Annotated in this window: 22 protein-coding genes; 11 read left to right on the forward strand and 11 right to left on the reverse strand. The window is 74.3% G+C overall.

The features are described 5' to 3' along the window. The first annotated feature begins 180 nt into the window (after positions 1-180). A complete protein-coding gene (locus FB458_RS01950; protein WP_141846288.1) occupies positions 181-1851 on the forward strand; it encodes a DEAD/DEAH box helicase in 1671 nt (556 codons plus the stop codon). Between the two features lie 82 nt (positions 1852-1933). On the opposite strand, the gene FB458_RS01955 is transcribed toward FB458_RS01950, so the two are convergent. From FB458_RS01955 to FB458_RS01970, 4 genes are all read right to left on the reverse strand, one after another. Then, positions 1934-3013, reverse strand: a complete 1080-nt coding sequence (locus tag FB458_RS01955) for an NAD(P)-dependent alcohol dehydrogenase (protein WP_141846290.1) — start codon at positions 3011-3013, stop codon at positions 1934-1936. A gap of 147 nt (positions 3014-3160) precedes the next feature. Continuing rightward, complete coding sequence (locus tag FB458_RS01960; RefSeq protein ID WP_141846292.1) at positions 3161-3952, reverse strand: ParA family protein; 792 nt, start codon at positions 3950-3952, stop codon at positions 3161-3163. Between the two features lie 34 nt (positions 3953-3986). After that, positions 3987-4853, reverse strand: coding sequence for a PHP domain-containing protein (locus FB458_RS01965; RefSeq protein WP_141846294.1), 867 nt, complete (start codon positions 4851-4853; stop codon positions 3987-3989). Continuing rightward, a complete protein-coding gene (locus FB458_RS01970) occupies positions 4850-5515 on the reverse strand; it encodes a TMEM175 family protein (RefSeq protein WP_141846296.1) in 666 nt (221 codons plus the stop codon). The genes FB458_RS01965 and FB458_RS01970 overlap by 4 nt, the downstream gene beginning before the upstream one ends. Before the next feature lie 347 nt (positions 5516-5862). Between FB458_RS01970 and FB458_RS21735 the strand changes: the two genes are divergently transcribed. From FB458_RS21735 to FB458_RS01990, 4 genes are all read left to right on the forward strand, one after another. Continuing rightward, positions 5863-6117 (forward strand): sigma-70 family RNA polymerase sigma factor, encoded by a 255-nt coding sequence (locus FB458_RS21735; RefSeq protein ID WP_246061021.1) that lies wholly within the window; start codon positions 5863-5865, stop codon positions 6115-6117. Then, positions 6114-7118: a hypothetical protein gene (locus FB458_RS01980; RefSeq protein WP_141846298.1), complete on the forward strand. Its 1005-nt coding sequence runs from the start codon at positions 6114-6116 to the stop codon at positions 7116-7118. Before FB458_RS21735 ends, FB458_RS01980 begins: the two co-directional genes overlap by 4 nt. 101 nt (positions 7119-7219) lie before the next feature. Then, positions 7220-7750 carry a SigE family RNA polymerase sigma factor gene (locus FB458_RS01985; RefSeq protein WP_141846300.1) on the forward strand — a complete coding sequence of 177 codons (531 nt, stop codon included), beginning with the start codon at positions 7220-7222 and terminating at the stop codon, positions 7748-7750. After that, a complete protein-coding gene (locus FB458_RS01990; protein ID WP_141846302.1) occupies positions 7747-8808 on the forward strand; it encodes a hypothetical protein in 1062 nt (353 codons plus the stop codon). Before FB458_RS01985 ends, FB458_RS01990 begins: the two co-directional genes overlap by 4 nt. 4 nt (positions 8809-8812) lie before the next feature. On the opposite strand, the gene FB458_RS01995 is transcribed toward FB458_RS01990, so the two are convergent. After that, the gene (locus FB458_RS01995; RefSeq protein ID WP_342778007.1) at positions 8813-9349 is read right to left on the reverse strand and encodes a MaoC family dehydratase; all 537 of its coding nucleotides are present in this window, start codon (positions 9347-9349) and stop codon (positions 8813-8815) included. 82 nt (positions 9350-9431) lie between these two features. After that, positions 9432-10892: a threonine/serine exporter family protein gene (locus FB458_RS02000; protein WP_141846306.1), complete on the reverse strand. Its 1461-nt coding sequence runs from the start codon at positions 10890-10892 to the stop codon at positions 9432-9434. A 306-nt stretch (positions 10893-11198) separates the two neighbouring features. Between FB458_RS02000 and FB458_RS02005 the strand changes: the two genes are divergently transcribed. The 4 genes from FB458_RS02005 to FB458_RS02025 all read left to right on the forward strand — a co-directional run bounded on the left by FB458_RS02005 (position 11199) and on the right by FB458_RS02025 (position 17591). Further along, on the forward strand, positions 11199-12440 hold the full coding sequence (locus FB458_RS02005) for a hypothetical protein (protein WP_141846308.1): 1242 nt from the start codon (positions 11199-11201) through the stop codon (positions 12438-12440). 111 nt (positions 12441-12551) lie between these two features. After that, positions 12552-13781: a hypothetical protein gene (locus FB458_RS02015; protein ID WP_170185541.1), complete on the forward strand. Its 1230-nt coding sequence runs from the start codon at positions 12552-12554 to the stop codon at positions 13779-13781. A gap of 36 nt (positions 13782-13817) precedes the next feature. Next, a complete protein-coding gene (locus tag FB458_RS02020; protein ID WP_141846313.1) occupies positions 13818-15323 on the forward strand; it encodes an aminopeptidase P family protein in 1506 nt (501 codons plus the stop codon). 189 nt (positions 15324-15512) lie between these two features. Beyond that, positions 15513-17591, forward strand: a complete 2079-nt coding sequence (locus FB458_RS02025; RefSeq protein ID WP_141846315.1) for an HNH endonuclease signature motif containing protein — start codon at positions 15513-15515, stop codon at positions 17589-17591. A gap of 40 nt (positions 17592-17631) precedes the next feature. Here FB458_RS02025 and FB458_RS02030 read toward each other — a convergent pair whose 3' ends face one another. Beyond that, positions 17632-18141: a YflT domain-containing protein gene (locus tag FB458_RS02030; protein WP_141846317.1), complete on the reverse strand. Its 510-nt coding sequence runs from the start codon at positions 18139-18141 to the stop codon at positions 17632-17634. 90 nt (positions 18142-18231) lie between these two features. On the opposite strand from FB458_RS02030, the gene FB458_RS02035 reads away from it, so the two are divergent. Further along, positions 18232-18615 carry a MarR family winged helix-turn-helix transcriptional regulator gene (locus FB458_RS02035; RefSeq protein ID WP_141846319.1) on the forward strand — a complete coding sequence of 128 codons (384 nt, stop codon included), beginning with the start codon at positions 18232-18234 and terminating at the stop codon, positions 18613-18615. Between the two features lie 41 nt (positions 18616-18656). Here FB458_RS02035 and FB458_RS02040 read toward each other — a convergent pair whose 3' ends face one another. Both FB458_RS02040 and FB458_RS02045 read right to left on the reverse strand, forming a co-directional pair. Then, positions 18657-19859, reverse strand: coding sequence for an acyl-CoA dehydrogenase family protein (locus FB458_RS02040; protein WP_141846321.1), 1203 nt, complete (start codon positions 19857-19859; stop codon positions 18657-18659). 93 nt (positions 19860-19952) lie between these two features. After that, a complete protein-coding gene (locus FB458_RS02045; protein ID WP_141846323.1) occupies positions 19953-20855 on the reverse strand; it encodes a hypothetical protein in 903 nt (300 codons plus the stop codon). Positions 20856-20910: 55 nt separating this feature from the next. Here FB458_RS02045 and FB458_RS02050 point away from each other — a divergent pair, with 55 nt between their 5' ends. Then, positions 20911-21438, forward strand: coding sequence for a DinB family protein (locus tag FB458_RS02050; RefSeq protein WP_141846325.1), 528 nt, complete (start codon positions 20911-20913; stop codon positions 21436-21438). 25 nt (positions 21439-21463) lie between these two features. On the opposite strand, the gene FB458_RS02055 is transcribed toward FB458_RS02050, so the two are convergent. Further along, positions 21464-22336, reverse strand: coding sequence for an HpcH/HpaI aldolase/citrate lyase family protein (locus FB458_RS02055; RefSeq protein WP_281286077.1), 873 nt, complete (start codon positions 22334-22336; stop codon positions 21464-21466). Next, positions 22333-23397 (reverse strand): HpcH/HpaI aldolase/citrate lyase family protein, encoded by a 1065-nt coding sequence (locus FB458_RS02060; protein ID WP_141846327.1) that lies wholly within the window; start codon positions 23395-23397, stop codon positions 22333-22335. Before FB458_RS02060 ends, FB458_RS02055 begins: the two co-directional genes overlap by 4 nt. Positions 23398-23443: the final 46 nt, after the last annotated feature.

Below are 23443 nucleotides of genomic sequence, written 5' to 3' on the forward strand. Positions count from 1 at the left end.
ACCCTACGGGTACCATGGGCGGGTTCACGGTGCCCGGTCGGCCCCGACAGCTTCCGCCGAGTGGCTCGGCGACAGGACCCTCTCCGATCGGCCCGCACTCCCGTCAGGGACGACGGCCCGACCTCGCCGGCTCCGCCGGCGGTCGCCCGGCGTCCGGACCCGACCGAGAGACCACACCCCATGACCGACCTCACCGAGGCCACCGACCAGACCGACGTGGCCGAGGCCGCCGACGCCCCCCAGGGCGCGGCCGTGCCGGCGCCCGAGCCCACCTTCGCGGACTTCCCCGTCCACCCCGACATCGTCGCCGCGCTCGCCGAGCACGGCATCGTCACCCCGTTCCCCATCCAGGCGATGACCCTGCCGGTCGCGCTCGGCGGCCACGACATCATCGGCCAGGCCAAGACCGGCACCGGCAAGACGCTGGGGTTCGGCGTGCCGCTGCTGCAGCGCGTCGTCAGCCCCGCCGACGAGGGCTTCGACGCCCTCCCCGCCCCGGGCAAGCCGCAGGCTCTCGTCGTCGCCCCCACCCGCGAGCTCGCGGTGCAGGTGTCCGGCGACCTCGAGCGGGCCGGCGCCAAGCGCGGCATCCGCGTCCTCACCGTCTACGGCGGCCGGGCCTACGAGCCGCAGATCGAGGCGCTGAAGAACGGGGTCGAGGTCGTCGTCGGCACCCCCGGCCGCCTCATCGACCTGGCCAAGCAGAAGTACCTCGACCTGTCCCGGGCCCGCACCGTCGTCCTCGACGAGGCCGACGAGATGCTCGACCTCGGCTTCCTGCCCGATGTCGAGACGCTCATGGCGCAGACCTCGCCGCAGCGCCAGACGATGCTCTTCTCGGCGACGATGCCCGGCGCGATCGTCGCGCTGGCGCGCCGCTACATGAGCCAGCCGACGCACATCCGCGCGATGGGTGACGACCAGGAGAACGCGCACACCGTCAAGGCGGTCACCCAGCACGTCTACCGGGCGCACGCCCTGGACAAGGTCGAGATGCTCGCGCGCATCCTCCAGGCCGACGGCCGCGGGCTGGCGCTCGTCTTCACCCGGACCAAGCGCACGGCGGCCAAGGTCGCCGAGGAGCTGACCGAGCGCGGCTACGCCGCGGCGGCGATCCACGGCGACCTCGGCCAGGGCGCCCGCGAGCAGGCGCTGCGCGCCTTCCGCAACGGCAAGGTCGACGTCCTCGTCGCGACCGACGTCGCCGCCCGCGGCATCGACGTCGACAACGTCACCCACGTCGTGAACTACCAGTGCCCGGAGGACGAGAAGACCTACGTCCACCGCATCGGCCGTACGGCGCGCGCCGGCAACACCGGCACCGCGGTCACCTTCGTCGACTGGGACGACATGCCGCGCTGGGGGCTGATCAACCGCCAGCTCGACCTCGGCATCCCGGAGCCGGTGGAGACCTACTCCTCCTCCGAGCACCTCTACACCGACCTGTCCATCCCCGCCGACGCCAAGGGCCGGCTGCGCCGCTCGGAGCAGACCCGCGCCGGGCTCGACGCGGAGGAGCTCGAGGACCTCGGCGAGACCGGCAAGGGCGCGGGCCGTCGCGGCCCGAGCGCCCGCGGGGGTCGCGGCGAGCGGACCGAGCGCAGCGAGCCGTCCGAGCGGCCTCAGCGCGCCCCCCGGGAGCGCTCGCGTCGCCGCACCACCCGCGTCGACGGTGCCGTCCTCGCCGAGGGCGGCGAGGCCGGCGAGGTCACGGCGCAGAGCGCCCCCCGCACCGACGGCGTCGACGCCGAGGGCGGCTCGGGCGACGCCCCCAAGCGCCGCCGCCGCCGCGGCGGTCGGGGCCGCTCCGGCAAGGGTGCGGGCGAGGCCGCCGCGCCCGCCGAGGGCTGAAGCCCGCCCGCAGGACTCCGTACGGACGACGGCGCCGGCCCCCGCGAGGGGACCGGCGCCGTCGGCGTCGTGCGGTGCGGCGTCAGGACGCGGGGGCGTCCTCGAACTTCTCGCCGTCGGTGGGGATCGTCGCGGTGTCGATGACGACGCGGTAGCGCACGTCACCGGCGACGACGCGGTCGTACGCCTCGTTGACGTCCTTGGCGTCGATCGTCTCGATGTCGGCGCCGAGGTGGTGCTCGGCGCAGAAGTCGAGCATCTCCTGGGTGGCGGGGATGCCACCGATGTTGGACCCCGCGAGGATGCGGCTGCCGCCGACGACGGAGAACGGCGCGACCTCGTACGGGTTGGTCGGCAGGCCGACGTTGACCAGCGCGCCGAGCGGCTTGAGCGTGGCGAGGTAGTCGTTCATGTCGAGGTCGGCCGAGACCGTGTTGAGGACGAGGTCGAACGAGGAGCGCAGGCCCTTGAACGCGCCCTCCTCGCCGGTGGCGACGTAGTGCTGGGCGCCGAGGGCGAGGGCGTCGTCCTTCTTGGCCTGCGAGCGCGACAGGACGGTGACGTCGGCACCCATCGCGACGGCGAGCTTGACGCCCATGTGGCCGAGGCCACCGAGGCCGACGACGGCGACCTTGGTGCCCTGGCCGACCTTGAAGCGACGCAGCGGCTCGTAGGTGGTGATGCCGGCGCACAGCAGCGGCGCGGCGACGTCGAGCTCGAGGCCGTCGGGGATCCGGACGGCGAAGCGCTCGGAGACGGTGACGGCCTGGGCGTAGCCGCCCTTGGTCGGCGTCTTGTCGTGGCGGTCGCGCGCGTTGTACGTGCCGGTCATGCCCTTGGCGCAGAACTGCTCCTGGCCGTCCTTGCAGTACTCGCACTCACCGCACGAGTCGACCATGCAGCCGACGCCGACACGGTCGCCGACCTTGTACTTCGTCACGGCGGAGCCGACCTCGGCGACGACGCCGGCGATCTCGTGGCCGGGGACGAGCGGGAAGATCGCGCTGCCCCACTCCTCGCGGACGGTGTGGATGTCGCTGTGGCAGATGCCGGCGAACTTGACGTCGATGCGGATGTCGTCGTCGCGCAGGGCACGGGGCTCGTAGGTGGCCGGCTCGAGGGGACCGCCGGACTGTCGGGCGGCGAGGGCGGCGATGCTCATGCAGAAGCTCCTGTGGGGTGGTCGGACTGTCGTTCGTCGTGGGCGGGCACCCGGGAGCGCGGTGGCGGTCGGGGGCCCGTCAGGTGACAAGTACCCGCGACCGGGCGGGCATTCCCGCCGGACGAGGTGGCGGGGATGTGACGAAGATCAGATCCGCGAGAGGAGCGAACCCGCGACGTCGCGGTAGGCCTGCGCCGCCGCCGAGCTGCGCGCGGTGGCGAGGATCGAGCGGCCGACCGCCGGGGCCTCGGCGAAGCGGATGGTGCGCGGGATGGGAGGGTCGAGCACGGGCAGGCCGTAGCGCTCCCCCACGTCGGCGAGCACCGCCTGTGCGTGGTGGCTGCGGCCGTCGTACATCGTCGGGAGGATCCCGAGGATCTCGAGGTCGGGGTTGAGGATCCTCTTCACGTCGGCGACGGTGTCGAGCAGCTGCCCGACGCCGCGGTGGCTGAGCATCTCGCACGGCATCGGCACGACGAGCCCCTGGCTCGCGGTCAGGGCGTTGAGCGTGAGGACGCCGAGGCTGGGTGAGCAGTCGAGCAGCACGACGTCGTACGACGCCTGGACCGGCTCGAGCGCGGTGCGCAGGACGTACTCGCGGCCCGGGCGCGGGAGCAGCTGCGCCTCGGCGCCGGCCAGGTCGATGACCGACGGCAGGAGGTCGACCCCGTCGTCGGTGGGCTGGATCGCGTCGGCGGCCGGGGCCGTGCCGAGCAGCACCTCGTTGACCGACGTCTCGACGCTGTCCGGGTCGATGCCGAGGCTGAAGGTCAGGCAGGCCTGGGCGTCGAGGTCGACGAGGAGCACCCGCTTGCCCAGCTCGGCGAAGGCGGCCCCGAGGCTGGCCACCGACGTCGTCTTGGCCACGCCGCCCTTCTGGTTGGCGACGGACACGACGGTCGCGCCGGAGCGGGTGGGTCGCTTCTTCCTGGGCGGCACCCGGCCATCCTCCCAGACGCGGCGGTCGGCCCGGTCAGGGCCGCAGGACGGGCGTGGTCCCGCTGCTGCGGCGCTCGATCTCGGCGAGCACCTCGGGCCGGGTCGTGTTCTCCCCCAACAGGTTCCGCTTGCCCGACCCGTGCCAGTCGCTCGAGCCGGTGACGAGCAGGTCGAGGTCGGCCGCGAGCGCGAGGGCGCGCCGTACGGCGTCGTCGTCGTGGTCGCGGTGGTGCGCCTCGAGACCGCCGAGCCCGGCGGCCGCCATCTCCTCGACGAGCGCCTCGGGCACCTGCCGGCCGGGCTTGCCCGTGAAGGGGTGCGCGTGGACGGCGACCCCGCCCGCCTCGACGACGAGCCGCACCGCGTCGACCGGGTCGGGGGCGTGGTGGCCGACGTAGAACGGGCTGTCGTTGGCCAGCCACTCGGCGAACGCCTCGTCGCGGTGGGCCACGATCCCCTTGCGCACCAACGCGTCCGCGATGTGCGGACGCCCAGGGGTGGCGCCGGGCGGGACCGCGGCGAGCACCTCGTCGTAGGTGAGGTCGATGCCGGCGGCGGCCATCCGCTCGACGATCCGGCGCAGCCGGCCGACGCGGGAGTCGCGCGAGAGCGCGAGCTCGGCCGACAGCCCCGCGGCGGCGGGGTCGGTGAGGTAGCCGAGCAGGTGCACCGACGTGCCGCGCCGACCGCAGGAGATCTCGATCCCGCGCACGAGCGCGACCCCGGTGGTCGCGACGGCGTCGGCCGCCTCGGCCCACCCGTGGGTCGTGTCGTGGTCAGTGATGGCGACGACGTCGAGCCCTGCCGCGGCGGCGGCCGCCACGAGGCCGGCGGGTGACTCGGTGCCGTCGCTGGCCGTCGAGTGCGCGTGCAGGTCGATGCGGGGCCTCGGCGCCGTCACGAGCGGGCCCGTCGGCGGGCCAGAGCGCGCAGCACGGTCGCGGTCAGCCAGGGTCCCAGGCCCCAGACGACGTACGCCCACGCGTGCAGGACGAAGGCGAGCGGGATGGACAACGCGAAGGGGACGAGGAAGGCGAACGTGCGCCGGCGGCTGTGCGCGAGCAGGTCCCCGGGCGCCTCGAGGTCGACGACCCCTTCACGGCCCATGACCCGGGCGGCCATGAGGGTCGCGACGCCGGAGAGGACCTGCACGACGGCGTACAGACCGAAACGGTAGGGGAAGGACGGCTCGTCAGACGAGCCCTCGGTGAGCACCTTGGTGACGAAGGGGATGAGCACGATCGAGAAGAGCCACAGGCCGTTCCAGCGCACGAGGGCCGGCGGCGCGTCGGTCAGGTAGCGGTAGAGCCGGTGGTGTCCGTTCCACAGCAGGAAGATCACCGCGAAGCTGATCCCGAAGGCGAGGTACTCGGGGAACCCCTCCCCCAGCGAGTCGAGCAGCGCCGACCCGGTCGCGCCCCGTGGGACCGGCAGCTCGATGGCCAGCAGGGTCAGCGCGATCGCGACGACGGCGTCCGAGAAGAAGACCAGCCGCTCCGCCGCGCTGCGGGCGCCCTCCTGCGTCACCGAGTGCCCCGGGCGCGGTGTGCTCCCCCCTGTCATGGGCGCCACTGTACGGACCGCCTCCCGCGCACGGCGCTCAACCTTCCACCGCCCCGGCGCGTAGAGAAGGTGACAGGCTCCCGCCTGAGGCGAAGGGAGGACCGGTGCGACCGAGCAGGAGCGAGCGCGACGCCGCGTTCGGGAGTTCGTGGTCCAGGCGCAGCCCAGCCTCGGCCGGACGGCGTACCTGCTGACCGGCGACGCCGACGCGGCCCGCGAGCTGGTGCAGGCGGCGCTGGTCAAGACGTACCTCGCGTGGTCTCGGGTGCAGCCCGGGACGGCGCTGGGCCTACGCCCGCCGCGCCCTGGTCAACCACCGCATCGACGGCCTGCGCCGCGGTTCGCGCGTGACGACGACCCCGGCGTACGACGCCGCCGCCCCGCCCGACGACCGCGTCGACGACCGGGACGAGATCGTCCGGCTGCTCGCGACGCTGCCCGAGCAGCAGCGCAAGGTCGTCGTCCTGCGCTACTACGCCGACCTCAGCGAGCAGCAGGTCGCCGACGCCCTCGGGGTGTCGGTTGGCACGGTCAAGTCCACCGCCAGCCGGGCGCTCGCGACGTTGCGCGAGCGCCACCCGTCGCCGAGGAGCACCCGATGAGCACCGTCCTGGACCCGTTCGAGCAGGCGCTGCGCGACGAGCTGCGGGCGGTCACGCCCCCCGACGGGGTCACCGTCGGCCCGGGTGCCGTCGTCGCCGCCGGACGGCGCGTCCGGCGTCGGCGCCTGGTCCTCACCGGCGGCACGGCCGTGGTGCTCGTCGCCCTCGTCGTCGCGGTGACGACGACGCTGACCGGGGGCCGCCGGCCGACCGCGCCGGCCGGCCCGGTCGCACCGGTGGGGCTCACCGAGGTGACCGCGCCGCCCGGCGACCCCGCGGCGACGTACGGCGTCACCGTGGGCGGCGTCGGCACGTCGGCCACGGTGTGGACCCGCGGCACCGGGGGCTGGACCCGCGCCGTCGACGTCGCCCTCGACCCGGAACACCGGCGGTCCGCGTCGGTGGTCCTGCCCGGGTCGACCACCCTGGTCGGGTTCGTCCCGTCCGGGGCCGCGCGCCGCGCCGTCGTCGCGAACACGGACCTGGGCGGGATCGCCTCCCGTCCGGCGGCGACCCCGGTGGTCGGGTCGTCGTGGTCGGCCTTCGTCACCGTCCCCGGGTGGACCTCGACGCAGCGCGTGGGGCCCACGGACCTCGTGTGGTGGGCCGCCGACGGCGTCCCGGTGGACGCGGACGGCCGGCGCGGCTGGTCGACGTCGGTGGACGGGGTGGCGTACTGGCTCGACGCCCGGTCCCGGCTCTGGGGCCAGCAGGACACCGACGAGGTCGTCGCGCTGACGGCCCGGGTGGGCGTCGTGACCGGGGTCGGGCGGACCGGGCCGGACGGGGTCCGGCAGACGTGGTCCACCCTCGTCCCGGCGTCCGTCCCGGCGGGCCCGGTGCGGGTCGTCCTCGGCGGGGGGTCGCAGGTGACCGGCGCCGTGGGGCGGCTGGGTCCGCTGGGCGTCCTCGTGGCGCGGGCGTCCGACCCGCAGGATCCGCCGACCCGGCTCGAGTGGACCGCGGTCGACGGCCGGGCGAGCACGTACCCGCTCGGCTGATCCGCGAGGGCACCCCGGCCTGGCAACCTTTCCGGGGCCACCGTCCGTAGGAGTGGTGACGGCGGCCCCGACCGGGGCCGGGACGACAGGGTGGTGACCCGATGGGTTTCAGAGGTGGTGGCGGCGACCGCGACGCGGAGTTCACCGCGTTCGCGCGCCAGGCGCAGGACCCGCTCCTGCGCACGGCCTGGCTGCTGACCGGCGACGGTCAGGCGGCGGCCGAGCTCGTCCAGGCGGCGCTGGTCAAGACGTACGTCGCGTGGCCGAAGGTCCGCCAGGGCACGGCGCTCGCCTACACGCGCCGCGTGATGGCCAACCACCACGTCGACGCCTGGCGCTCGACGCGGCGCGAGGTCCTCGCCGACGAGGTCCCCGAGGGGCCCGTCGGCCCGGCGCCCTCGGGGGCGTCGTACGACGACCGCGACGAGATCCGTCGCTGGCTCGCCACCCTGCCCGAGGCGCAGCGCCGGGTCGTCGTGCTGCGGCACTGGTGCGACCTGTCCGAGAAGGAGACCGCCGAGACGCTCGGCATCTCGCTCGGCGCCGTGAAGTCCCTCGGCTCCCGCGGCCTCGCCGCCCTGCGGCAGGTCGCCGAGCACCCCGCCCGTCCCACGGAAGGAGCCCAGCGATGAGCCCGACGATCCCGTCCCCCGAGTCCGACCTGCACGACCGCCTCGGTGGCGCGCTGCCCGAGTCCTACCCCGGCGTCGACCTCGACGCCGTCCTCGCCTCCGGCCGCCGTACGGTGCGCCGTCGCCGGGTCGGCGCGCTCGTCGCCGGCGTCGCCGCCGCCGCGGTCGTCGCCGTCGGCGCCACCCAGCTGGTCACCGGTCCGCCGAAGGCGGCCCCGCAGCCCGCGCAGTCCGTGACGACCCGGTCGGCGACGCTGACGATCGGCGAGTTCACGGACAACGGGACCCAGCAGGGCGACACGACGTACGTCGTCACCCTCTCGCCGATGGACGCCTCGACCTACAAGGTCGACTACGCGACGAAGGGCCCGAACGGCACGGTCGGCATCGCCGGCTCCGCCGTCGACCTCCACGACCGGCGCACGACGTGGGGCAACGGCGACGGGTCCCGGTTCATCATCGGCCTCGTGCCGTCGGAGCGGGCGCAGCCCCGCCAGCTCGTGGTCCGGGCCGACCGCGACTACGGCGGTGAGTCGTCCGACGTCGAGCCCATCCCCGGCACGGGATACTCCGCCTTCGTCGTCGGCTTCGAGAAGCCGCTCGTCGGGGACACCCCGGTCCGGGACGTGTGGTGGTTCGACGTGGACGGCCGACCGGTCGACAAGGACGGGCGCGCGGGGGCGTCCGCGAGCATCGACGGGCACACGCTGTGGCTGGCTCCCGACGACAGCCAGTTCGGCGACCTGTCGGTCGGCTACACCTCGACCTCGGGACGCCCGGCGGGCTCGGTCCCGGTCCTGGCCACCGGCCGGGGGGACGGCGGCAGCTCGGCGACGATCACCTCGTGGCAGGTCTCGGCCCTGCTGCCGGCCGGCGCCCGCACGGGGTCGTTCCTGCTCGGTGACGGGCGCACGCTCGCCTTCACCGCGGTCCCGCTCGGCGCCGACCACAGCGTCGCGCACGTGTCCCCGAAGGACGTGGGCAGCCAGCCCCTCAAGGTCACGTCGGTGACGTGGACGGACGCCGCCGGCACGACGCGAACCGCTCCGACTCCCTGACGGGTCAGTCCCGGGCGGCCGGCTCCTTCGGGACCGGCCGTCCGGGCTGCTCGCCGCCGCGGGCGTCGAGGTACGACTGCTTCGGCACCATGACCTTGCGCCGGAACACGCAGACCAGCGTGCCGTCCTGGTTGTAGCCGCGGGTCTCGACGTGGACGACGCCGCGGTCGTCCTTGCTCGTCGACTCCCGCTTGTCCAGGACCGTCGTCTCGCCGTAGATCGTGTCGCCGTGGAAGGTCGGGGCGACGTGCTTGAGCGACTCGACCTCGAGGTTGGCGATGGCCTTGCCGGAGACGTCGGGCACGGACATGCCGAGCAGCAGCGAGTAGACGTAGTTCCCCACGACGACGTTCCTGCCGAACTGCGTCGAGCCCTCCGCGTAGTGCGCGTCGAGGTGCAGCGGGTGGTGGTTCATCGTCAGCAGGCAGAACAGGTGGTCGTCGTACTCGGTGACCGTCTTGCCGGGCCAGTGCTGGTACGTCGCGCCGACCTCGAACTCCTCGTAGCTGCGCCCGAACTGCATCGGCCCTCCTCGGCTCACCGCCCGGCTCTCGGGCGCGCCCCATCCTGCCGACTGACGCCCGTACGGCGCACCGCCCCGGCCACGTGCGGTGCGTCACCCGTCAGGCGCGCGCCCCCGGGGCCCGCCGACGGCGGCGGCCCTTGCGCGAGTCCTGGACCAGCCGGGCGACGTACGTCCCGAAGGACACGCCGGCGGCGAGCCCGATGCCGACTCCGGCCGCCTCGAACAGGGTCGAGAGCCCTTGGTAGAAGCCGGGACCGGCCGAGTCGGACACGACCTGGAAGATGCCCTGGTAGAGCGTGCGGCCCGGCAGCAGCGCGACGATGCTCGACGTCGTCACCGCGAGCGCGGCGATCTTGAGGCGGCGGGCGGCCAGCTGCGCGGTGACACCGACGACGAAGGCGGCGACCGCGCTGGAGCTGGGGCGTCCGGCGCCGAGGCCGCGCACGGCCTCGTACACCAGCCACCCGACGCCGCCGGCGAGCCCGGCGACGACGACGGTGCGCACCCCGGAGTAGTTCGAGACCCCGAAGGCGACGGCGCTGACCATGGCGGTGCCGACCGCGAGGGCGGTCCCGGTCGCCGACGGAGCGGGCGCGTCGCTGATCGACAGCGAGACCCCGAGCTTGTGGCTCAGCGCGAGGACCACGGTGATCCCGACGACGATGCCGAGGGTGAGCACGAGGACCTCGAAGACCCGCGCCCCGGCGGTGACGTAGAACCCCTCGATGGCGTCCTGGGCTGCTCCCACCGCGGAGAGGCCGGCGAGCAGCACGACCACCGCCGAGGCCACGAGGACGGACGGGACGACGCCGTCGAGCCACCCCGTCCGCGACTGCAGGACGGCGACGAGTACCGCGAGGACGGTGGGGACGGCGGCCGCCACCGCCTGCGCGAAGAACGACTCGACGCCGTACCCCGCCAGCTTGTGCTGGGTGACGGCGATGAGCGCCGCGGCCACGAGGGTGAGCGCGACGATGAGCGGCCCCCCGCCGAAGCCCGCCGCCGCCGACGCGCCGAGCACCCCGGTCGCGAGCGTCGTCACCCAGCGGCGGTAGGGGTACGGCATCGCGATGACGGCGTCGAACCGGCGCCGCGCCTCGGGCACGGGTACGGGGTCGCGGGACAGCTCGACGACGAGGCCGCGCAGGGCGTCGAGCCGTTGGAAGTCCGAGGAGCGCGAGCGGACCGTGCGCAGCAGCGTGATCGGGTCGGCGAGCGGCCCGCGGTGGTAGGAGATCGCCACCGAGCTGAAGGTGACGTCGACGTGCACGCCGCGCAGGCCGTAGGTGCGTGAGAGCAGCAGCGCGGTCGCGACGACGTCCGAGGCGGGCGCGCCGGTGGCCAGCAGCGCGGCCGAGACCCGCATGGCGAAGTCGACGACCGACCTCGCCGTGTCCTGCTCCACCCCGTCCGGCCCCGTCCACACGACGGGGATGCCCTCGGTCGGTGGCCCCGAGGGCTGCAGGGCGTGGCGGGTGCGGCGCAGGGCCTCCCCGGCGATGGGACGGCCCGACCGCGGGGCACGTCTCGGCCGGGGGCGGGGGGTCTCGTCGGCCACGGCCCCAGTGTGGCAAACCGGGCCGTGGACCCGGGTCGCCTCACCGTGACCGTTCCGTGATGTGGCGCGGAGCAACCTCGGCGCGTGGCTGCGCGACCTCCTGACGAGCGGGCCCGACGCCCCGCTCCTGGCGCTCGGGGCCGGGAGCGGGGCGTCGTGCTGCCCTGGCCCAAGACCGTTGCGTCACAACGAGATCGGCCGTGACCTGATCGTGACGATCGGCCGGCAACATCAAGACCCCGCCGAGCGACATGACCGATGAGACCGGCCGACGGAGGCCGGTCCACCCTGACTCGGGAGACCACGATGACCACGCCCCACCGCCGCCGCCGCGCCGCCGCCTTCCTCTGCGCGACGGTCGCCGTCGCCGGCCTCGCCCTCGGCGCCTGCAGCGCCTCCCCGCACCTCGCCCCGGTCGCCGACAAGGCCCCGGCGACCCAGAGCGTCACGGTCCCCGCGACCACGCCGGCGCCCGCCCGCAGCGCCACGACGCCGACCACCCCGGCCACCCCGGCCACAACGGGTCCGCGGGCCACGGTCGTCCCGGCGGCGCGCCCGGCGACCCCGGCCGACCCGGCCGGCATCCCCTGGTCCTCGGTCCGCGCGGGCTGGACGGTCGTCGAGACCGGCCAGTCGCCGAGCAACCCGACCACCGGCCGGCTGCAGCTCGTGTCGCCGTACGGCGCCCGCTACACGCTGGCGACGCTCCCGTGGGTGGACCTGCAGGACGTCAGCCCCGACGGCCGCCGGCTGCTGGCGACCCGCGACGGCGCGCTGCGCGAGATGGACCTCGTGAGCCGCGCGTGGCGCACCATCCCGTCCCCGAAGGGCGGCTACGGCTTCCGCTACACCCGGCCCAGCGGGTCGCAGATCATCGCCCGGGTCGGCGTCGGCTCGGGCCTGCCCTCGTTCATCCGGTTCGACCGCGCCGGTCGCACCACGCTGAGCCTCGACCTCCAGGACGGCGCGTACGCCCCCAGCGGCGACGGTCGATTCCTGGTCACCGGCTGGTTCCACCAGCCGCTCGTGGTGCGGGACAACGCGACCGGCGCGGTCCTGCGGACGGTGCCCACCCCCGGTGGCTATCACGACTGCGTCCCGGCGGGCACCTACTCCGCCCCGACCACCGTCGCCGTGCGCTGTGACAAGAACGCACCGAACCAGGCCTACGTCTCCGACGTGTTCCTCCTCGACGCGAGCACCGGCGGCCTGCGGGCCGTCACCCACGCCACGGGCACCGGCGACGAGACGTACGGCTACGTCGCCGCGCTGGCCACCTCGCAGGGCACCCTCGTCATGCGCGGCACGGGCTGCGGCCCCGGCGACACCGGGCTGGTCACCGCGTCCGGTCACCTCGGCACCGCCCTGGTGTGGCCGCAGGCCGTCCAGACCCCGAGCATCGCGGGCGCCGTCGGCCGCACGGTCTACGCGACCTACACGACCTGCAACGGCGACGACGTCACCCTGCGGGCGCAGGACCTCGTCACGCACCAGGTCCGCACCCTCGTCACCGCCCCCTTCCTCCAGGCCCGCGTCATCGAGGACTGAGCGACCCGGGGGCGCCGTACGGGCAACTTCCGGGGGCCGGGGGGAGTCAGGACGGGTGGGAGCAGGCCCCGGCCACGTCCTCATCCCCCGACCCACCTCCCAGGAGCCTCGATGCACCCCGTACGCCGCCGCCTGCTCGCCCTGCTGCCCGGCGCCTGCGCCGCGCTCCTGCTCGCCGCCTGCGTCACACCGGCGGGCCACGCCACCCCGGCGGGCCACGCCACCCCCGTGGGCCACGCCACCTCGGTGGCGCCGGTCCCGACGACGGCGCCCGGGGCCGGTCCCGGTGCGGGCGTGCCCGCCGGGGGCACCGACGCCGCCGGCCCGCCGTGGGCGCAGGTGGGTCCGGGATGGAGCGTGGTCGTGCACACGAGCGTCCCGAGCTCCGGCGCCGACCACGCCGACCCCGTCGGGCCGTTCGCCGTCGACCTGGTCTCGCCGTCGGGGGGACGGTGGCGGGTGGGCACCAGCGTCGTGCAGGTCGACCTGCGCGACATCACCAGCGACGGTGCCCACGTCCTCGGCGTGCGGACCGACGCGAATCGGCCCGAGGTGGTCGAGCTCGACACCCGCACGGGCCGCTGGCGCGACGTCGCCCCCGGCGACGGCCTGACCGACCTGGCCTACACCCGCCCCTCCGGTCGCCAGGTGTGGGTGGGGCGGACGACCGCGTACCGCTCGGACGGGAGCACGGGTGCCACCACGCTCCTGCGGCTCGACCGCACGGGCGGGGTGACCCTGCGGCTGGAGGGATCGGACGCCGGCGGCCTCGTCCCCACGGCCGACGGGCTGCTCTTCACCACCGGGGGACCCGACGGCGTCGAGGTGCACGACAACGCGACCGGCGCCGTCGTGCGCACGGTCGGACTGCCGGCGGGCCACCGCTCCTGCAGCGACGCGCACGCCTGGTCCGGCTCGGTGCTCGCCATGACCTGCACCCTCGACCCGGCGGACGACAGCACCGACGTGCTCCTGCTCGACGCGTCGACGGGCACCTGGACGCCGCTCACGCACGCCCTCCCCGGGGTGCACGACGGGACCATGGGCTACCGGACGGCCTGGCCGGTCCCCGGCGGCGCCCTCGCCGTCGCGCAGGTCGGCTGCGGCGTGGGCCCGAGCGGGCTCCTGGGTCCTGACGGCCGGGTCGGCCGCTGGCTCGCCTGGCCGGGCGCCGACGCGTCGCCCGACATCGTCGGGGTGGCCGGGTCGACGGCTTACGCGCAGTACGTCGACTGCTCGTCCCCGGCGCAGCGGCTCGTCGCCCAGGACGTGCGCACGCACCGCGTCACCACGCTCCTGACCGCACCGTGGATGAGCGCCGTCGTGGTCGGGGACCGCTGACCGGTGCCGGCCGCAGGCCCGTGGCACGATGCGGGGGTGAGCGAGCAGCAGCAGAAGTCCGAGAACCGCGAGCGCAAGACCACCGACGCCCTGCGGGAGTTCATCAGCCGCGGGTGGACCCCGCGCCCCGAGGGCACCCCCGACCGGGCGCCCGTCGCCGACTTCGCCGCCGAGCGGCGCGCGCGGCTCGGCGAGGAGTTCGCCGGGGAGCGGCTCGTCGTCCCGGCCGGCGGGTTCAAGGTGCGCACCAACGACACCGACTACCGCTTCCGGCCGCACACCGCGTTCGCCTGGCTGACCGGCTTCGGCGGCGACCAGGAGCCGGACGCCGTCCTCGTCCTCGAGCCGCTCGAGGGCGGCGGCCACGAGGCCGTCCTCTACTTCCGTCCGTACGGCGGCCGCGAGGGCGACGAGTTCTTCTCCGACGCCCGGTACGGCGAGTTCTGGGTCGGCGCCCGCCCGACGCTCGCCGACGTCGAGGCCGAGTACGGCCTCACCGCGCGTCACATCGACGAGCTCGCCGACGCGCTGGCCAAGGACGCGGGCACGGTCGTCGTCCGGGTGGTGCGCGACGCGGATGCCGACGTGGCGGCCCTCGTCGACAAGGTGCGCCAGGAGGCATCCGAGGAGAACACCTCTCAGGAAGAGGAATCGCGGGAGGTCGACCTCGACCACGAGCTGGCGGCCCGCCTCTCGACGCTCCGACTGGTCAAGGACGCCTTCGAGGTCGAGGAGATGCGCAAGGCCGTCGACGCCACGCAGCTCGGCTTCGACGAGGTCGTCGCGCGGCTGCGCGAGGCGCTGGAGAAGGAGCGGGGCGAGCGCTGGGTCGAGGGGCTCTTCGCGCTGCACGCGCGTCACGAGGGCAACGGCGTCGGCTACGACTCGATCTGCGCCTCCGGTGACCACGCCTCGACACTGCACTGGATCAAGAACACCGGGGCCGTCGAGCCGGGCGTCCTCCTCCTGCTCGACGCCGGCGTGGAGGTCGACTCGCTCTACACCGCCGACATCACCCGGACGCTCCCGGTCGACGGCACCTTCACCGAGGCCCAGCGCAAGGTGTACGACGCCGTCCTCGAGGCGCAGGAGGCGGCGATGGCCGTCATCAAGCCGGGGGTGCCGTTCTCCGCCATCCACGACGCGGCGATCCGCGTCATCGCCGAGACCGTGCACGAGTGGGGTCTGCTGCCCGAGGGCGTCACGCTCGAGCAGACGCTCGACAAGGAGGAGGGCCAGTTCCACCGGCGCTGGATGGTGCACGGCACCAGCCACCACCTCGGGCTGGACGTCCACGACTGCGCCCTCGCCACCCGCGCCGACTACATGGAGGCCGACCTGCGGCCCGGGATGATCCTCACCGTCGAGCCCGGCCTGTACTTCAAGGCCGACGACGAGCTGGTCCCCGAGGAGCTGCGGGGCATCGGCGTGCGGATCGAGGACGACGTCCTCGTGACCGAGGACGGCTACGAGCTGCTCTCGTCCCGCATCCCGCGCACCGCGGACGACGTGGAGGCGTGGATCGCCTCGCGCCAGGGCTGATCCGCCACCGTGACCGCGCACCGCTCGACCCGGCCGCCGGGTCGGGCGGTGCCGTCGTGGCAACGGCCGGCCGCCTCCCACGACCTCGTCGACGACGACGGGCCGGTGGGTGTAGGGCCGGGTCGGGGTCCGCCGAGACCTCTTGACCTCGTTTCGAACATGTGTTCGAATAGTTGTCAGGAGGAGCAGATGACGATCACTGCCGCACACCGGTCGCCGACCCCGGCCGCGACGAGCCTGGAGCCCACAGGGACCTACCTCCCGGACGACGTCGTCGCGGCCCTCTGCCTGCTCGCCGTCCCCGCGTCCCGCCGCGACGCCCACGCCGCGTCCGTCGAGGCCGTCGCTCAGGACGCCGGCACCAGTCCCACGGTCACCGGGTCTACCGCGGTCACCGGGTCCACCGCGTCCACCAAGGCCACCAAGGCCACCAAGGCCACCGGCGGAGCGCGGGCGCGTGGCCCTCGTGATCGCCGCCCCCCGCTCCCCCACGAGTTCGCCCCTCGGACCTGGGAGGTCATCCCCCGCGAGCTGACCGAGGCCGGGTTCACCGTCCTCCTCGACGAGCTCGCCGGTCGCCCGCCCCGCGAGGAGGCGCGCAGCAAGGTCGCAGCCGAGGAGCTCGCCGTCATCGAGGCGACCGAGCGGGTCCACGCGTGGCTCGACCTCATCGCGCTCGGCGCCGTGCGGCGGTTCCGCGAGGCGGTCGGTCACGAGGTCGACCAGGCTGCGGCACGGGTGTTCATGGCCGGCGGCAAGCCGTTCGACGAGCAGGCGGAGGGGGACGCCATCGCGGTCGACGAGATCGCCCTCGTCACCGGCCACACGATCTCGGCGACGAGCAGCCGGCTGCGCCTCGCCTGCCTCGACGACGGCCGGGCGACCGTCGTGCTCGCCCGGCTGGCCGAAGGACGCACGACGCTCGACCGGGCGACCCGCATCCTCGACGCGACGGTCGACCTCCACCCCGAGACCGTGCGCATCATCAGCGACCGCGTGCTCGCGCCCATGACCGACGGGAGCCTGGCGCCGCACCGGGTGTTCGTCCGGCGCCTGCACCGGCAGATGGTGCTCCACCAGATGGACCGGCGCACCCGGCACGCGAGCGCCCTGCGTCGCCGGACCGCCTTCGGCGAGCTCCACGACGACGGCACCGGCACCCTCACCGTCGTCGGCGACGGTCCGCGGGTCACTGCGGCCCTGGACCGGGTCGAGGACATCGCCCGCTCGCTCAAGGCTGGTGGCGACCAGCGTTCGCTGGACGCCCTCCGCTCGGACGTCACCCTCGATCTGCTCCTCGTCGGCTGGCCGGTCGCGCCGCCCACGCCGGCCCGTCCGACAGGAGCGGCCAGGCGAGACGACCGCCCCGCTGACGCGCCGGGCCCCGACACCGACATGTCGGGGGCGCCCGACCCCAGGGACACCAACGACACGACCGCCTCGCCCACGGACACCCGCACGCCCGCCGACGTCGCCACGGACACCCGCACGCCCGCCGACGCCGCCACGGACACCCGCACGCCCGCCGACGCCGCCACGGACACCCGCACGCGCGCCGACGTCGCCACGGACACCCGCACGCCCGCCGACGCCGCCACGGATACCCGCACGCCCGCCGACGCCGAGAAGCACGGCGTCGACCAGGACCCAGAGCCGGGTGACCTCGTCGACCTCGGACCCTGGTGGGCCCTTGCCGTCGCCCCACCCGCGGTGGTCCACGTCGTGGTCTCGCTCACCTCGCTCCTCGGCGTCGAGGACGGCACCGCCGAGCTACCGGGCCACGGGTTCGTCACCGCCGAGGTCGCCCGCCAGGTCGCCCTGGCGGAGGGCAGCGTGTGGCGTCGCCTCGTCACCGACCCGCTCACGGGGACCGCGCTCGACCTGTCGACCCAGCGGTACCGCCCGACCCCCGCCATGGCCGAACGCGTCGCCGCCCTCGACGGTCACTGCCGTGCCCCGGGCTGCACCGTGCCCGCCGACCGGTGCGACCTCGACCACCTCACGCCCTGGCCACGGGGGGAGACTTCCGTACGCAACCTGCGCGCCACCCACCGCCGGCACCACAACCACAAGACCCGTGGTCTGTGGCGCTCCGACGAGCCCGACGACGGCGCCCTCGCCGTGACCGGGAAGGGCGGGTCACGATGGCGGACGGTCGGCGGACGCGAGTACCTCACGGAGCGTTACCGCTACGAGGACCCCGCGCACCACGAACCCGGCGACGACGAGCGTGCCAGAGTCACCGACATCGAGCCCCCGCCGTTCTGAGACGTGCGGGCCGCAGGCCCGGCGACCGAGCCCCGGCCGATCAGGTCAGCGTCGGACCGACGACACCCTCACGGGCCAGGATCTCGCGCGCCTGCTGGGCGACCTTGTGCTCGCAGAGCACCTCGAACCGGCTCGGGACGATCTGGCTGACCGAGCTGAAGTCACGCCGGCCACCGGTGGCCGCGTAGCCGATCGCGCTCCACACCAGACCGAAGAGGGCACCCACGAGGACCGTCGACAGCACGAGCGCCAGCACGTTGTTCTGGCTGTCGAAGAGGGCGAAGATGAAGCCGACGAAGAGCCCGAGCCACACGCCGGAGAGCGCACCCGCCGCCAGCACCCGACCCCACGTGAGCCGGCCGGTGATCCGTTCGAGCTGCTTGAGGTCCGTGCCGACGATGAGGCAGTTCTGCACCGGGAACTGCGCGTCGGACAGCGTGTCGATGGCCTTCTGCGCGGCGTCGTACGTGTCGAAGGTGCCCAGCGACATCGGGTACTCCAGCGACAGACGGGCCCGTACGGCGCTGAGGGAGTTCGGCTGGCTGCTCATGGTCCCAGTGTCGCAGATGGGCCGCCACCCGGTCCCGGACGGAACGCGCGTCCCACCGGGGCGCACAGCGGCGGCACCTACGGTGGAACCATGATCTCCGACGAGGAGTACCGGCGGCTGCTGACCTTCCGCACCCGGCTGCGCGAGTTCCACGCGTGGAGCCAGCAGGCGGCGGCCACCCAGGGGCTGACGCACGCCCAGCACCAGCTCCTGGTCGCGGTCCGCGGGCACGAGGACCCGGCGGGCCCGACCATCGGGGACGTCGCGACGTACCTGCTCGTCAAGCACCACACCGCATCCGGCCTGGCCGACCGGACCGAGCGGCTCGGTCTCACCGAGCGCACCCGCGACGAGCACGACCAGCGGGCGGTCCGCCTGCGCCTGACCGGACACGGCGCCGAGGTCCTCGAGGCGCTGTCGGAGATCCACCTCGAGGAGCTGCGCCGGCTCGCCCCGGTCCTCGACGCGCTCTGAGCCGCAACCCCTGAGCCGCAACCCCTGAGCCGCAACATCGCTCAGCCCTTGAGCTTGTACTCCTCCAGCAGGCGCCGGCCGATGATCATCTTCTGGATGTCGGCGGTGCCCTCGCCGATGAGCAGCATCGGCGCCTCGCGGTAGAGCCGCTCGATCTCGTACTCCTTCGAGTAGCCGTAGCCGCCGTGGATCCGGAACGAGTCCTCGACCACCTGGGCGCAGTACTCGCTGGCGAGGTACTTGGCCATCCCGGCCTCGAGGTCGTTGCGCTTCCCGGCGTCCTTCACCGTGGCCGCCTTGACCATCATCTGGTGCGACGCCTCGACCTTGGTCGCCATCTCGGCGAGCCGGAACATCACCGCCTGGTGCTCGGCGATCTTCTTGCCGAAGGTCTCCCGCTGCTGCGCGTAGGCCACCCCGAGCTCGAAGGCGCGCCGCGCCACCCCGCACCCGCGCGCGGCGACGTTGACCCGGCCCACCTCGACGCCGTCCATCATCTGGTAGAAACCGCGGCCCGGCTCGCCGCCGAGGATCTGCGCCGTGCTCGTCCGGTAGCCGTCGAGGACCAGCTCGGTCGTGTCGACGCCCTTGTAGCCCATCTTGTCGATCTTCCCCGGCACGGTGAGGCCCGGCGCGGTCTCGCCGAAGCCGGGCTCCTTCTCGACGAGGAACGTCGTCATGTTCTTGTAGACGGACTCGGCGCCGGTGTCGGTCTTGACGAGCACCGCGACGAGCGTCGACGACCCACCGTTGGTGAGCCACATCTTCTGGCCGTTGATCGTCCACTCGTCCGAGCCCTCGGCCCGCACCGCCTTCGTCGTGATGCCGGAGACGTCGGAGCCGCAGCCCGGCTCGCTCATCGAGAACGCCCCCCGCACCTCACCCGTCGCCATCCGCGGGAGGTAGCGCTGCTTCTGCTCCTCGGTGCCGTGCTGCAGCAGGAGGTAGGCGACGATGAAGTGCGTGTTGATGATGCCGCTCACCGACATCCACCCGCGCGCGATCTCCTCGACGCACAGGGCGTAGGTGAGCAGCGACTCCCCCAGCCCGCCGTACTCCTCGGGGATCATCAGCCCGAAGATCCCCATCTCCTTCATCGCCTCGACGATCTTCTCCGGGTACTCGTCGGCGTGCTCGAGCGCCGTCGCCACCGGGATGATCTGCTCGTCGACGAACTGCCGCACGAGGGCGAGCAGCTCGGTCTGCTCCTCGGTGAGTCCGTCGGTCTGCTGCAGTCGCGCCATGGCCCGAGTATGCCGACGGGCCCACGGCCCGGCCCCGGCGTCGGCCTGTGAGACCTGCCACCTGTGGCGCCGCGCACAGCCCGTACGACGTCGCTACGCGCCCTTCAGCGTCGCGTCGAGGAAGGCGTGCCAGGTCGGCTGGCCGTCGGTGAGCGCGCCGCCGCGCCCGATCCGGGTGAGGACGCGCCCGCTCGCCGCCCGGGTGGCGTCGTCCCAGACGCCGCCGGTGTCGACCGGCTCGTCCCACACCCAGGTGAGCATCCCCTGCACCGCCTGCACCTGCGCGCGCGACCGGGTCCGCAGCTGGGAGCCGCCCTCGCCCACCCGGCCGTCGTCGACGTGGACGTGGCTGTGGTGCAGGTCGTTCCACAGGTGCGTGAGGACCGAGTCGAAGTCGCGGTGCAGCCCGGCGACCGTGCGCCAGTAGCGGGTTCGCGCCGTCGTCAGCTGCTCGCCGGCGAACCGCGACCACAGGTCGTAGCGGCAGGACACGACGACCTGACCCGACGCGTCGACGAGCCGGGTGAGGTCGAAGGCGCGCCCGGCGTTGTGCCACGACGCGCACCCGCCGGCGCTGTCGACGCTGCCGTCGGCGGCCACCCCCGTCCCGTCCGGGTCACCCTCGATCCACGTGCCGAGGCTCCACACCTGCGCCACGGCCGGCAGACCGGACGTCGACCGGTGCCGGGCGAACCACGCCTCGAGCCGGCCCCCGAAGCGCGGCTCCAGCCGGAACGACGTCGGCTCGCCGTTCTCGTCGTAGACCAGCGGCAGCCCGCCGAGGGTGCGCTGCGTCGACAGCGCGGTCGCGGCCACGCAGGTCGGGCGACCTCCGGGCAGCGGCGGGTCGGCAGGCCCCGTCACCCGCTCGGCGACGGCGCCGGGCCCGCCGAGCTCGCGGACGCCGAGACCGAGACCGACCGCGCCGGCCACGCCGAGACCCCCGAGGACGAGGGCGCCCCGGCGGGTCAACCGCACCCCGGGGTCGCCGTCCACCCCTGAAGGGTAAGGGGGTTGTGCCGAGCCCGCGGTGCCCGCCACGCTTGGCCCGATGAGCACCGACGACGCCCGCACCGACCCGCGGCCCTTCGACGGCGACGAGCGTGCCACCCTGCTCGGCTTCCTCGCGGGCCAGCGCGAGATCCTGCGCCGCAAGTGCGCCGGCCTCGATGCCGACCAGCTCGCCCGTACCCTGCCGCCCTCCACGCTGACCCTCGGTGGTCTGCTCAACCACGCGACCCTCAACGAGAACTGGTGGTTCGTCGTCCGGCTCGGCGGCGGGGCCCCGCACCCCGCGTTCGCCGAGGTGGACTTCGACGCCGACCCCGACTTCGAGTTCCACGAGGCGGCGCACCTCTCGCCGGAGGAGCTCCGGTGCCGGTACGACGACGCGTGCGCCGCGAGCGACGCGGTCCTGGCCGGGATCGACGACCTGTCGACCCGCACCGTCGCCGCGACCCGGGACGGCGAGCGGATGAGCGCGCGCTGGGTGCTCCTGCACATGGTCGAGGAGACGGCCCGGCACGCGGGCCACGCCGACCTGCTGCGCGAGGCCGTCGACGGCGCGACGGGCGAGTAGCGGCTCGGCCCCCGAGGTCGCGGGTTCAGCCCCGCGCGGCGACCGCCTCGGCCATCGCGAGGGTCCGGCGCGCGCTCTCGACGTGCAGGTTCTCGACCATCCGGCCCCGGTGCGTGACGACGCCGCGACCCTGCGCCGACGCCTCCTCGAAGGCGGCGATGAGCTCGCGGGCGTCGTCGACCGCCGCCTCGTCGGGCGCGAACACCCGGTTGGCCACCTCGACCTGCCCCGGGTGGATGAGCGTCTTGCCGTCGAAGCCGAGGTCACGCCCCTGCCGGCACTCGGCCTCGAAGCCCTCGAGGTCCTTGACGTCGTTGTAGACCCCGTCGAGCACCGCGACCCCGGCCGCGCGCGCCCCGAGCACCGCGAGCGACAGGGCGGTGAGCAGGGGCGCCCGGCCGGGCACGTGCGCGGCGTACAGCTCCTTGACGAGGTCGTTGGTGCCGAGGACGAGAGCGGCGAGCCGCGGCGAGGCCGCGGCGACGTCCCGGACGTCGAGCACCGCCTGCGGCGTCTCGACCATCGCCCACAACCGCGTGCGCTCCGGCGCCCCACCGGCCTCCAGGGCCGCGACGAGCGCGCGCACCTGGTCGGCCGAGCCGACCTTCGGGACGACCACGGCGTGCGGTCCCGCGGCCGCGGCGGCGGCGAGGTCGGCCGCGTGCCACGGCGTCCCGACGGCGTTGACCCGGATGGCGACCTCGCGGTCCCCGTACGCGCCGGATCGCACGGCGGCGCAGGCGTTCTCGCGCGCGGCGTCCTTGGCGTCCGGCGCGACGGCGTCCTCGAGGTCGAGGATGAGCGCGTCGGCAGGAAGGGTGCGCGCCTTCTCCAGCGCGCGCTCGTTCGACGCCGGCATGTAGAGGACGGACCGCCGCGGGACGAGCCCGCCGGTCACGAGGCCGCGCCGTACAGCCGGGCCAGCTCGGGGTCGGTCGCCGCGAGCTCCTCGGCCAGGCCGAGCAGGACCCGGCACTGCTTGAGCGACGCGTCGTCCTCCATCCTGCCGTCGAGCATGACCGCCCCCGTCCCGTCGCCCATCGCCTCGACGACGGCGCGCGCGTGCGCGACGTCCTCGGCGCTCGGGCTGAACACCCGCGTGGCGATGGGGATCTGGACCGGGTGCAGCGACCACGCCCCGACGCAGCCGAGCAGGAACGCGTTGCGGAACTGGTCCTCGCAGGCCACGACGTCGGCGATGTCGCCGAACGGCCCGTAGTACGGCTGGATCCCCGCGGCGACGCACGCGTCGACCATCCGCGCGATCGTGTAGTGCCACAGGTCCTGCTGCGCCGTGGACCGCGGCGACCGCTCGCCGTGCACGTCGCCGTCGACCGGGTCGGTCCGCACGAGGTAGCCCGGGTGCCCGCCCCCGACCCGCGTCGTCTTCATCCGCCGGGACGCCGCGAGGTCGGCCGGCCCCAGCGACAGACCCTGCATCCGCGGGCTCGCCGCGCAGATCTCCTCGACGTTGGTCATCCCGCGGGCCGTCTCGAGGATCGCGTGCACGAGGATCGGTCGCTGCAGCCCCGCCTTCGCCTCGAGCTGCGCGAGCAGGCGGTCGACGTAGTGGATGTCCTGCGCGCCCTCGACCTTCGGCACCATGACGACGTCGAGCCGGTCGCCGATCGCGGGCACCAGCGTCGTGAGGTCGTCGAGCAGCCACGGGCTGTCGAGCGAGTTGACCCGCGTCCACAGCTGCGTCGGCCCGAAGTCCGTGGCCCGCGCGATCTCCACGAGGCCCTCGCGCGCCGCGACCTTGCTGTCCGCCTTGACCGCGTCCTCGAGGTTGCCCAGCAGCACGTCGACCGTGCCGACCATGGCCGGCACCTTCGCCGCCATCCTCGGGTTGCTCGGGTCGAAGAAGTGGATGGCCCTCGACGGCCGGGCCGGCACCTCCCGCAGCGGGGCCGGGGCGCCGACGGCGAGCGGGGCGTAGAAGTCCTTCGGGTGGCGCACGGCGCGACGCTAGCAGCGGGTGGCGCGCCCCCGTTATGACGCAGGA

Source organism: Lapillicoccus jejuensis (assembly GCF_006715055.1).
In the GTDB taxonomy this organism is placed as follows: domain Bacteria; phylum Actinomycetota; class Actinomycetes; order Actinomycetales; family Dermatophilaceae; genus Lapillicoccus; species Lapillicoccus jejuensis.